We start from the raw sequence: 11,743 nt of genomic DNA, 5'->3' as shown, positions 1-11,743 counted from the left end.
ATTTCCCAATACGTAAGACCCCTTGAAGACGACGAGGTAGATAGGTTGGAGGTGGAAGTGCAGCAATGCATGGAGCTGACCAATACTAATCGGTCGAGGGCTTATCCAAAGAATTAATTCGCAGATTCGTTTCGGATTCAGTTTTCAGGAATTAATTTCCTGTACGGATTTACATGGCTACCATTAATTTGGAGAGATACCCAAGTGGCTATAAGGGGACCCTCTGCTAAGGGGTTAGACTGCGTAAGCGGTGCGAGGGTTCGAATCCCTCTCTCTCCGCCATTATAAATCCAATACTTTGTAGTGTGGCGGCGTAGCTCAGCTGGCTAGAGCGTACGGTTCATACCCGTGAGGTCGGGGGTTCGATCCCCTCTGCCGCTACCATACATACCCGGAGGCTTAGCTCAGCTGGGAGAGCATCTGCCTTACAAGCAGAGGGTCGGGGGTTCGAACCCCTCAGCCTCCACCATTTTCAAATTTTAGATCCACCTTACACCGTGCCGGTGTAGCTCAACTGGTAGAGCAACTGACTTGTAATCAGTAGGTTGGGGGTTCAAGTCCTCTCGCCGGCACCATTTTTACAACAAATTGTGGAACCGTGGTGTAGTTGGCCTAACATGCCTGCCTGTCACGCAGGAGATCGCGGGTTCGAATCCCGTCGGTTCCGCCATTTTTTTGTTTTAAGGCTTGTTTTAAGGCTCGGTAGCTCAGTCGGTAGAGCAAAGGACTGAAAATCCTTGTGTCGGGGGTTCGATTCCCTCCCGCGCCACCATATGGAGGCTTAGCGAAGTGGCCAAACGCATCAGACTGTAAATCTGCTCACGTACGTGTTCGGTGGTTCGAATCCATCAGCCTCCATTGCTTTTTGAGCCATTAGCTCAGTTGGTAGAGCACCTGACTTTTAATCAGGGTGTCGAAGGTTCGAGTCCTTCATGGCTCATCCCAATTAAGAAGTCATCACTTAAATGTGATGGCTTTTTTGTATGTTCGTTAATGTCCAGAAGAGCGATTCCGCATGTTGTAGCAAAATATGATAAAATAGGCGAAAAGAGCAAAAGTGGTGGAGAATGGTGACGATGGATAGTGAGGCTTTGCGTCAAAAACTGGAGCAGCTCACGGGAAAGAAAACCGGAATCAAGCAGCTTGGGAGGCAGCATTCAGCTTCTCTCTTTGGTGCGGGTTCTGATAAGGACCAAGATCAGCCTGTATTCCATGAGGGTTATCTGTGGATTCCCCTGTATGAGAATGATGCCAGAATAACCGCAGTATGGGTGGAGACAGAAGGGCTGTCTCCGCTGGAGCTCCAGCTGGCTAATTATGCCGGACGAAATTTTGCAATAGCCCTTAAAGCCACAGGCATTAAGGAAGAGGGCGAGGTGGAGGCACGCCAGTTAAGCAGCTGGTTGAATGCACAGCTCGAACAAGAGAAGGATGATACTGAGATTCCTGATGAGATTACGCTGAAGGGCCGGCTGTTTGGGGATATGATTCCTTTTATGCTGGTCAGTGAGAATGTCCATAATCCGCAGATGACTTACCGATCCTTAATGAAGCTGCTGCGCAGTTACTTCGAGAATGAAGTGCTGCTTATTCCGCTGCAGGAAAAGGAATGGATTATTTTAGCCCGGAAGGAACTGCTCACCGGCGGGGATGATAAGGAAGATGAGGAAGAGAGTGCAGAGGACCTGCTGTCTCAGACCTCAATGGGGCTGCATGAGCTGATTGCCAGTGAGTGGGTAGGTGTATTCCATCTCGCGGTGGCACCAGCGATTATTCCGGTTAAAGGCTTGACCGGTGCCGCTACTCTGCTGCGGGAGACGATTGTGCTCGGACGGATTTTTCAGGTGGGGGATTATATTCATCTGCCGTGGGAGCTTCACATGGAGCGGCTGGTGAACAGTATTCCTGACGACCGCCGCAGACAGCTGCTGGGACAGATCGGCGATTACACGTCAGTGCTGGCGGATAAGGAAATGCTGCTGACGCTGGAAACCTTTTTTGAGATGGACTGTAATGTCAGTGAGACGGCTAAGAAGCTGTACATCCACCGGAACACGCTGCTGTACAGGCTGGATAAGATCAAACAGGAAACCGGGGCAGATGTACGCAGCTTCGGCGATGCCGCTATTGTGAAGTTAGCCATGTTATTGTATAAAGTGACGAAAAGAAAATAGGATTTTTGTGAACCTTGCAAATAGCCATCGGCCCGTGTCTGGGGTAAGATAAGTGTACAAGAAAGCGATTTATTTTCTAATCCAATTAATTAACTCGAGGGGGAAATACAATGGCAGGCGTACGTTTAGAGCATATTTTCAAAAAATACCCGGGTTCTGATAAAGCAACAGTAATCGATATCAATCTTGATATTAAAGATAAGGAATTCCTCGTACTGGTTGGTCCTTCCGGTTGCGGTAAATCCACAACACTGCGTATGATCGCAGGTCTGGAAGAAATCTCCGAAGGTAAGATGTATATTGGTGACCGTGTAGTAAATGACGTGGCTCCTAAAGACCGCGATATCGCGATGGTATTCCAATCCTACGCCCTGTACCCGCACATGAGCGTGTACCAGAACATGGCTTTCGGTTTGAAACTGCGCAAAGTGAAGAAAGAAGAAATCGACAAGAAAGTACGCGAAGCAGCCAAAATCCTCGATATCGAGCATTTGCTGGAACGCAAACCTAAGGCATTGTCCGGTGGTCAACGTCAACGTGTCGCTTTGGGCCGCGCTATCGTGCGTGATCCGCAAGTCTTCCTGATGGATGAGCCTCTTTCCAACTTGGATGCGAAACTTCGTGGTCAAATGCGTGCGGAAATCACTAAGCTGGTTAAACGCCTTGAAACCACTTGTATCTATGTAACGCATGACCAGACAGAAGCTATGACGATGGGTGACCGTATCGTAGTTATGTACGATGGTATCATCCAGCAGGCTGCTTCTCCTGAAGAGCTGTACAATGAGCCTAAGAACCTGTTCGTAGCCGGATTTATCGGATCCCCTACAATGAACTTTATCAATGGTACTCTTTCCGAAGTTAACGGTTCTGTTCGCTTCCGTGCTGAGAATCTTGATGTTGAAGTTCCAGGCGGCAAAGCTACAATCCTGCGTAACAAAGGTTTCATCGGTAAAGATGTAATCATGGGCGTTCGTCCAGAAGATATCCATGAAGAGCCAGTATTCCTGGAAGCTTCCCCTAACACAATCTTCACTTCGATGGTTGATGTTACTGAAAACCTTGGTCATGAAATGCTCCTCTACTTGAGCGGCCTTGGTTCCAACACTGTAATTGCCCGTGTAGATGGACGTTCCACTACCCGTGAAGGCAGCAAGCCTAAATTGGCAATCGACATGAACAAAATCCACATCTTTGATAAAGAATCCGAACTTAACGTTCTGCTGGGCTAAGTCAAAGTACAGCTTGAATATAGTTCATATTGAAGGAAGCCGCCTGAAAGGGCGGCTTTTTCTTGTGCGCCTCACAGTCGCATCATCTAGGTGGTTCAAATCCACCCGGTAACTTTACCCTTTAAAGTGCTGTAGCCGAAGTAGAAATCCGGCACTCACGTGCGGGATTGGCAGGGTGTCTTCCGTGAGGAAGAATCCGAAGGGCCTGCAGGCAAAGTCCAGCCCGGAATGCAGTGAACCAGAGTGGCGGCGATGCTGGGTGACCCGCCAAGAAAACGGGGAAACCTATACAAAATCGTATATCTTACAGGAAAACAACCAAAGGGACATGACCTGTAGGACTCATCGACGTGTTTAGGGTCAGGATGGATGGAACAGAAGGTGCAGATAACTGAGGGAAGTCTCGTAGTCTCCTTGGCGCAAACGCGGATAAGGTAGGGGCGGTATAACCGAGAGGGAAAGCCAAGCCGAAGGGCTGCGAGATGGCGGATCGTTCCGTAGTAGTGAGTAAATTCGGGCCAATGAAAGCTGGTAACAGACTGGAGGAGAAAACCCGGATGAGTATGTGCCCAATTTTTTTTTTTTTTAGCGGCAAGTAGCCAGAGGAAAAAAAGTGGTGTCGCATACCCTGCTCTCACTCCAAAAGAGGAGAGACAGAGGCGAAGGGAACGTGCTTCGTCAAAGCTCGTGAGTGTTCGTGAGTGGAGATCGTAAACGTCTTAAACCAGCGAGGGTTTGACCGAGAGGGTACGTCCCGCCGAGAGCGAAAGAACGCTTGGGGATGAGGCAAACTGACGACCTGAGTACATCCAAAGGCAGCAGGAGCGATTGAAGGTTTTTTTTTTCTAACACGCAGTTGCCGGGATGGAACGAGCAAGGAATCGATGCTCTGTAGCGAAAACAAGACCAGCTTGGTGAGTAACGATAAAGGTGGTGAAACACCAATGAAACCGAAAAGACGTTACTACTCCTTAATCGATAAGGTATACCAAATGAACAATCTGCACGAAGCGTGGCTATCGGTGAAGAAGAATCAAGGAAGCGGCGGTGTGGACGGCGTAAGCATTGAAATGTACGAAAAGAATCTGCACATAAACCTAAGGGAACTCCAGAGGTTATTGCAGCAGGGTCGTTACGTACCCAATCCGGTGCGCAGACGTTATATCGAGAAGGAAAATGGGAAATTAAGACCGCTAGGCATTCCCACGGTCAGGGATCGAATCTGTCAGCAAGCCGTCCGTCAAATCATTGAGCCTATCTTCGAAGAGGATTTTTACTATTATAGCTTTGGTTTTCGGGCAGGATACTCGGCGCATCAAGCCATACGGGCCATTCGGAGAGCCAAACGAAACGGATATGAACATGTGGTAGACCTGGATATTGTATCTTTCTTCGATGAAATTCCACACGAAGGACTCATGGAGAAGGTGCGAGGGAGAATCACCGACGGAAAAGTGCTGACGCTCATCCGCGGATGGCTAACGGCGGGAATCATGGAAGATGATCAGTTCCATGAAACAGAAATCGGGTCTCCTCAGGGCGGAGTGATCTCGCCGCTCTTGGCGAACATCTATCTGAATACGTTTGACTGGGAAATGAAGGAGCAGGGATTCGCTGTAGTCAGGTACGCGGACGATGCCGTGATCCTATGCAAGAGCAAGGAACAGGCAAAAGAAGCGTACTTGACAGCAAAGAAGATCCTGGAAGAGGACCTAGGGCTGCGGATGCATCCGGAGAAAACAAAAGTAGTAGATTTCGAAGAAGGATTTCGTTTTCTGGGATTCGACTATCGGAAAGAGTATGTGACCTTGCCGGACGCGAAAGTGAAGAAATATAAGGATAAAATCCGAAACGCAACGCGTAGGCAGCAAGGGAACAATCTGAACGAAATGCTCAAGACACTAAACGAAATCATCCGAGGATTTGGAAATTATTTTGGTATAGGGAATGTGAAGAAAAAGTTTCAACGTCTGGATGAATGGACGCGAATGAGGGTGCGAGCCTTTATGCGCCAAAAGAAATCTACGGTGTCAAACCGGCTGATTCCAAACAAGGTACTGGATTCAGCGGGAATGGTATTTCTAACAAGCTTACTCACCACACGTTCCTAATTCAGGAGTGAAATAGGCAATCCGGCGACGGATGAAGGAAACTCACTCCTGAAGATGGGGAACTGACGAAGGAAAGCCGTGTGCGGGAAATCCGCATGCACGGTTTGACGGGGAGTCCGAGGGAGTAATCCCTCGTCTTACCCTACATATCCGGCCCGAGGAAGGATCAGGCATTAAGATTGCATTCATAGGCGTTATCAATTAAGATAGCAGGAGAATTACCTGTAGCTGGAATGGGAAAAGTTGTGAACCAGAATGCGGGGATGCGGTATACCGCAGGTGACGAAAGGACGGACATACATGGCTAAGAAGGTAAAAGTATCGGAGTTAGTGCAGCATTTTCAATTAGAGGTAGTTTCCGGGCAAGAGGGTCTGAAAAGACCGATTACAGTGGATGATCTTAATCGTCCTGGACTGGAAATGGCCGGTTATTTCGAATATTATCCGGAAGAACGTGTTCAGCTGCTGGGCAAAACAGAGCTGGCTTTCTTCTCCATGCTTCCGGAAGAAGAACGTAAGAGCCGGATTCGCGGAATTTGTAACGATAACACGCCTTGTATCGTGATTACGCGTGCGCTTGATGTGCCTCAGGAGCTGATTGATATCAGTAACGAGAAGGGACTTCCGGTGCTGCGCAGCTCGATGGCAACCACGATTTTCTCGAGCAGATTGACAAGCTTCCTGGAAGGTAAGCTCGCACCCACAGCAACAATTCACGGTGTTCTGTGTGACGTGTATGGTGTAGGGATGCTGATTACCGGCAGCAGCGGTATAGGTAAGAGCGAAACAGCGCTTGAACTGGTTAAACGCGGTCACCGCCTGATTGCCGATGATGCTGTAGAAATCCGCCAGACATCTGATAATCAGCTGCATGGTACAGCTCCTGAGCTGATCCGTCACCTGCTGGAGATTCGCGGCGTAGGGATTATTAACGTAATGACGCTCTTCGGTGCAGGCGCAATCCGAAATCATAAGCGGATCACTCTGGTAGTAAGAATGGAAGCCTGGCAGCAAGACAAGCAGTATGACCGGCTTGGGCTGGATGAAGAAACCACCCGGATTATTGATACTGATGTGCCGCTCGTAACGATCCCCGTTCGTCCGGGCCGTAACCTTGCTGTAATTATTGAGGTTGCCGCAATGAACTACCGGTTGAAGCAAATGGGCTTCAATGCAGCCCTGCAATTTACTAACAAACTAACAGCCACCATCTCTGAAGACATGGATGATCTGGACTAGGAGTGTGAGAGCATGTTTTTAACTTTAGCGATTAATCCGATTGTCTTTAAAATTGGATCGCTGCCGGTTCACTGGTATGGTCTGATTCTTGGCCTTGGTGCACTGGCTGGACTTTTCCTGGCCATACAGGAGGGCAAACGCTTCAATATTCCGCAGGAGTTCTTCATGGATCTGCTGCTGCTGGGGGTACCCTCGGCGATTGTTGGTGCACGGATTTATTTCGTAGCGTTCAAGTGGGACGACTATAAGAACAATCTGTTGGATGTATTCAAAGTCTGGAATGGCGGTATTGCCATCTATGGCGCACTGATCGGAGCGATTATCTGCGGGATTATCTATTTCCGCTACAAAGGTTATCCGTTCTGGCGGATCGTCGATATTTGTGCACCGGGCCTGCTTGCCGGACAAATGATCGGACGCTGGGGCAACTTTATTAACCAGGAAGCTTATGGCGGTGTTGCGGAGGAATCCTTCCTGCGTGATAAGCTGCATCTGCCGGATTTTATTGTCAATCAAATGTACATAGGCGATGCCTTCCACCATCCGACCTTCCTGTATGAATCACTTTGGAGTCTGCTTGGCATTCTGCTGCTTATGGTGCTGCGCCGCCAGAAGTTTGTACGTGCCGGGGAAATCTTCATGTCTTATTTCATCTGGTACTCCATCGGCCGCTTCTTTATTGAAGCTTTGCGTACGGACAGTCTCGGATTTAACGGCAGCAGCGGTCTGGCATCGTTCATTAACGGACTCTGGAGCCCAATGAAATGGCTTGGATTCGAACAGGGTTATTTCGACCCGGCTTACGGCAACGTGCGGATCTCGCAGCTGCTGGCGCTGCTGATTATTGTTGCTGCAATCGTACTGATTATCGTACGGCGTGTGACTGGGCAGCCTAAGCCGCATTATTCAGATCCTATTGTCAGCACGAAGGCGTCAGCAGCGGATGCTGTAGTGCCTGAGAGTGCTGTCAATACACCGCAGAAGGTTACCCCGCCGGTTCAGCCGGCAGAGCCAGCGGAAGATAAGGAAAATAAGGAGTAATTGGGCTAATGATAGAATGCGTATTGTTTGATCTGGACGGCACGATTGTGAATACCAATGAGCTGATTATCCGCTCGTTTATGCATGCACTGGAGGAGAATAATCTGCCCGCCCTGACCCGGGAGGAGATTATTCCTCATATGGGTACTACGCTGCAGCAGCAGATAACTGCTTTTTCCGGCCAGGTGGATACAGCTGCGCTGGAGCAGTCCTACCGTTCATACAATTATGCGCATCATGATGAGCTGATTGATTCATTCCCGCATGTGAATGAGACGATGGAAGGCTTGTTAAGCCGCGGGATCAAGCTTGGCATTGTAACTACGAAGATACGCCCTACGACACTCAAAGCACTGGAAATGTTCGATCTGCTGAAATACATGGATACGATTGTAACGGTAAATGAGATCACTCATCCGAAGCCTCATCCGGAGCCTGTGCTTACGGCAGTGGCTAATCTTGGCGTAGATCCCGGTAAAACCTTGATGGTGGGCGACAGTGCGGTGGATATTCTATCTGCCAAGGCTGCGGGTGTAAGGGCAGCAGCAGTAGCCTGGTCGCTTAAGGGTGAGGATACTCTGCGCAAGTACGAACCGGATTATATCATCCACGATATGAGGGACCTCTATACGATTGTGGAGCAGGAGCGATAGCCGTGAGAAAGATAACCCGCTATCCGGTAGAGGGGCATAATTCACTCTGGTATATTTACCGCACAGTCAGTCCATGGAAGGGTGTGCGCAATTTTATCTTTATCCAGATTGCCCGGTATTGTCCGATTCTGCCGCTCAAGAACTGGATCTACCGCCGGGTACTCGGTATGAAGGTAGGCAAGCATACAGCGTTTGGACTGATGGCGATGGTCGATGTGTTTTTTCCGGAAATGATTACAGTTGGAGAGAACTCGGTAATAGGCTATAACACAACGATTCTTGCCCATGAATATCTCATTAAAGAGTATCGTCTCGGTGAGGTCGTCATTGGCGAAAATGTGCTGATTGGAGCAAATACCACAATTCTGCCTGGTGTCACCATCGGGGATGGGGCCGTCGTTGCGGCGGGTTCTGTTGTGCATAAAAATGTGGCCGCCGGCACGTTCGTCGGGGGCAATCCGCTGCGCGAGCTGCGTCCTGCTTCCACAGAGCATCCTGCAGGCCTTGCTGAAGAGCGCTTCGCAGAAGAATAGAGTATAAGCCAGGTTATTAACCCTGCAGTTTCATATTGCGTGTAGTTGCGCAGGAGCTGCAGGGTTTCTTGCGTAATTTGCATAATTCAACAAGCAGAAACAGCTTTTCCTTAAAAATACTAATCTTCAGCAACCTTTAAGTGTTCGGCGGGTATATACTCAAGATATACTTGTAGTGCAGAAGCGGATCTTACCGCGGATAGGCGCACAGCACTTATCAGAATGAACAATCAGCAGGGGCAGACTTCCTGATAGCTATTACTTCCGCTAGGCGCCGGTCATCAGCGATCATTAGCAGAGAAGAGGAGTCTTATAGTGAATGCTGCCAAACAGGAACGACTGCCCCAGCTTGATATTTTCCGTGCTTTAGCCATCCTTGGCGTATTACATGTTCACTCATCATCATTTGCCGCCGGGGAGCTGGCACTTCAGTCGCCTTATTATTACTGGCTGAACTGGATCAACATTTTCTTCAAATTCGGTACACCGTCATTTATTTTTCTTAGCAGCTTTGTATTGTTCTATAATTATTATGGACGTCCGGTCAACCGCAGCCTGATCGGGAGCTTTTACCGGAGGAGGCTTAAGTTCATTCTCCTGCCGTATCTGCTGGCATCGGCCGCTTATTACGGGCTGACCCTGTACGTAAACGGAATACTGACACAGCATCCGGCGAAGAGTATTACAAGTTTCCTTGCGGCATTGTTCACAGGTTCGGCGTATGCCCATTTATATTTCGTATTTATCAGCATCCAGTTCTACCTGCTGTTCCCGCTGCTGCTGAAGCTGCTGCAAAGCTCACAGTTCTGGGTACGCTGGGCGTTCCCGCTCGGTCTGGCGCTGCAGTGGGGGTTCATCTTCTGGAACAAATATCAGCTGCATATTGTGGAGAAGGGAAGCTTGTCCATCTCCTACCTGGCTTACTATATGCTCGGGGCGTACATGGCTATCCGATTTGAGCAGATGAAGCTGTGGCTGATGAGGCCCTGGCGTGAACTGGAAGTCAGATATAAAGTACGGACAGTACTGCTTACGGTCATGTGGCTGGCAGCCGCCTTTATACATGTACAGCTGTGGTACAGAGCGCGCCATTACGGGATCTGGACCGACTCGCTCTGGTACGAGCTGTTATGGAATATACATACGATGCTATCAGCTTTAATGCTGCTCTACACCACCTTTGTAATCTACCGCAAGGCACCAGCGGCAATTACTGCTTGGTTAACCCGGCTGGGTGAGCTCTCGTTCGCGGTATACCTGATTCATCCGCTGCTCCTTGCCGTCTACCGCAGATTCGGCCAGAGCATCCCTACAGACTCACTTGTGTATGTATTATACGTTTATGGCGGTTTGTTTGCGGCGCTGGCCGGCAGCTGGATCATTGTGCAATTCGCTTTCCGCCGTATCCGTATTTCATGGGTTGCCCTCGGTAATGTACCGCGTTCACTTGTGAACGGGTCTGTGGCAGGCGGCAGCGGAAGGATGTCTGCAGGGAAAGAAATCAGCAAATCATAACATAACAGGTTAACAGCAGGAGGAAAGACAATGGCTCAAAAAGAAAGAATACCCCAGCTTGATATCTTCCGGGCGATTGCGATTATTGCGGTAATTGCGATCCATGCCACTTCACGGACACTGGCGGAAACGCTAGGTACATCCATGTTTCATCCGTTTCTGTTCATTAATAAGTTCAGCCAGTTCGCAGTGCCTTCGTTTGTATTCCTGAGCGGATTTGTGCTGTTCTACAACTATATTGACCGTCCGCTTGGCGGGAAGACGCTTGCAAAGTTCTATAGCCGCAGGCTGATCTATATTATTGTGCCTTATCTTGTCTTTTCAGTGCTGTACTTTATGCTGAAAATGACAGCCGGGCATACCTGGGGCCTGCCGGTGCAGGAGCTGGCTGCCAAATTCGGCAAGTACCTCTGGACTGGCACAGCGTATACGCATCTCTACTATATTATTATTATCATCCAGTTCTACGTGCTGTTTCCGCTGATACTCTGGTGTCTGCAGAAGGTCAGACGTATGGCCGCCTGGGCTCCGCTCATCGGCCTTGCCCTGCAATGGGGATTCGTGCTGCTCAACAAATATATGACGAATCACGGGTACTGGCAGCTGTCCAAGGGCAGCCTGGCCATTACGTATTTCTCTTATTTCCTGCTGGGTGCGGCCGTTGCCGTATATTACAGCCCGCTCAAAAAGTGGCTGATCCCTTCACGTGAAGGCTGGCGGTCCGGTAAAGGGGCTGGCTGGGTGGTGCTATGGGTGATGTGGATAGCAGCAGGTGCTGTTCATGTCGAGCTGTGGTTTAACAATTATACGAAGAAAACAGTCATTAACAGCTTGTGGTACGAGGGCTTCTCCAATCTACATGCGCTGCTCTCCTGTCTGGTGCTGCTGCAGCTGTCATTTCTGCTATACGGGGCAGGACGCAGCCTGCTGACCCGGCTGCTGCTCTCAGCCGGAGCCTGCTCCTTCGGGATCTATCTGCTGCATCCCGCCCTGCTCTTCTTCTACCGGAAACTGCCGTTTCATGGCGGCTCGCTTGCTTACACCGCGGCGATTGCCGGCGGCTGGCTGGTAGCGATGTTAGGCTCATGGATGGTAGTGTCGTTCGCCTTCCGTTACGTGAAGCCGGCCTGGATTGTATTCGGCTCGGCTCCGCAGCAGGTGAAATCAGCACCGGGCAAAGCGGTGTAGCTGCATAAGCTAAGCAACTTTTTATAAACAAAGCGCCGACTGGCCGCAGATGCGGGC

Annotated in this window: 9 protein-coding genes, 8 tRNA genes and 1 rRNA gene (1 of these 18 running past the window's edge); all 18 read left to right on the top strand. The window is 49.6% G+C overall.

What is annotated here, in order from left to right; translation table 11 throughout:
• Window positions 1-109 (top strand): 23S ribosomal RNA (locus LOS79_RS24425); it begins 2,817 nt to the left of the window's first position.
• Window positions 110-190: 81 nt separating this feature from the next.
• Window positions 191-282 (top strand) — tRNA-Ser (locus LOS79_RS24420).
• Window positions 283-307: 25 nt separating this feature from the next.
• Window positions 308-384 (top strand) — tRNA-Met (locus LOS79_RS24415).
• A gap of 9 nt (window positions 385-393) precedes the next feature.
• A tRNA-Val gene (locus LOS79_RS24410) sits at window positions 394-469 on the top strand.
• A gap of 30 nt (window positions 470-499) precedes the next feature.
• Window positions 500-575, top strand: a tRNA-Thr gene (locus tag LOS79_RS24405).
• 17 nt (window positions 576-592) lie between these two features.
• A tRNA-Asp gene (locus tag LOS79_RS24400) sits at window positions 593-670 on the top strand.
• A 26-nt stretch (window positions 671-696) separates the two neighbouring features.
• Window positions 697-772 (top strand) — tRNA-Phe (locus tag LOS79_RS24395).
• Between the two features lie 3 nt (window positions 773-775).
• Window positions 776-858: transfer RNA gene (locus LOS79_RS24390), tRNA-Tyr, on the top strand.
• A 9-nt stretch (window positions 859-867) separates the two neighbouring features.
• A tRNA-Lys gene (locus LOS79_RS24385) sits at window positions 868-940 on the top strand.
• A 151-nt stretch (window positions 941-1,091) separates the two neighbouring features.
• The gene (locus LOS79_RS24380) at window positions 1,092-2,174 is read left to right on the top strand and encodes a PucR family transcriptional regulator (RefSeq protein ID WP_315413026.1); all 1,083 of its coding nucleotides are present in this window, start codon (window positions 1,092-1,094) and stop codon (window positions 2,172-2,174) included.
• A gap of 110 nt (window positions 2,175-2,284) precedes the next feature.
• Entirely contained in the window at window positions 2,285-3,406 is a 1,122-nt protein-coding gene (locus LOS79_RS24375) for an ABC transporter ATP-binding protein (RefSeq protein WP_315413024.1), read from the top strand.
• A 944-nt stretch (window positions 3,407-4,350) separates the two neighbouring features.
• On the top strand, window positions 4,351-5,517 hold the full coding sequence (ltrA, locus tag LOS79_RS24370; protein WP_315413022.1) for a group II intron reverse transcriptase/maturase: 1,167 nt from the start codon (window positions 4,351-4,353) through the stop codon (window positions 5,515-5,517).
• 300 nt (window positions 5,518-5,817) lie between these two features.
• Window positions 5,818-6,756, top strand: coding sequence for an HPr(Ser) kinase/phosphatase (gene hprK / locus LOS79_RS24365; protein ID WP_315413020.1), 939 nt, complete (start codon window positions 5,818-5,820; stop codon window positions 6,754-6,756).
• 12 nt (window positions 6,757-6,768) lie between these two features.
• The gene (gene lgt, locus LOS79_RS24360) at window positions 6,769-7,797 is read left to right on the top strand and encodes a prolipoprotein diacylglyceryl transferase (protein ID WP_315413018.1); all 1,029 of its coding nucleotides are present in this window, start codon (window positions 6,769-6,771) and stop codon (window positions 7,795-7,797) included.
• An 8-nt stretch (window positions 7,798-7,805) separates the two neighbouring features.
• The gene (gene ppaX, locus LOS79_RS24355) at window positions 7,806-8,450 is read left to right on the top strand and encodes a pyrophosphatase PpaX (RefSeq protein ID WP_315413016.1); all 645 of its coding nucleotides are present in this window, start codon (window positions 7,806-7,808) and stop codon (window positions 8,448-8,450) included.
• Window positions 8,451-8,452: 2 nt separating this feature from the next.
• Complete coding sequence (locus LOS79_RS24350; protein ID WP_315413014.1) at window positions 8,453-8,983, top strand: acyltransferase; 531 nt, start codon at window positions 8,453-8,455, stop codon at window positions 8,981-8,983.
• Between the two features lie 315 nt (window positions 8,984-9,298).
• A complete protein-coding gene (locus tag LOS79_RS24345) occupies window positions 9,299-10,498 on the top strand; it encodes an acyltransferase (protein ID WP_315413012.1) in 1,200 nt (399 codons plus the stop codon).
• A 30-nt stretch (window positions 10,499-10,528) separates the two neighbouring features.
• Complete coding sequence (locus LOS79_RS24340) at window positions 10,529-11,686, top strand: acyltransferase (protein WP_315413011.1); 1,158 nt, start codon at window positions 10,529-10,531, stop codon at window positions 11,684-11,686.
• Window positions 11,687-11,743: the final 57 nt, after the last annotated feature.

Source organism: Paenibacillus sp. MMS20-IR301, assembly GCF_032302195.1.
Classification (GTDB): Bacteria; Bacillota; Bacilli; order Paenibacillales; family Paenibacillaceae; genus Paenibacillus_AQ.
The sequence above is the reverse complement of the archived record's forward strand: the minus strand, read 5'-3'. Positions and strand labels throughout refer to the sequence as shown.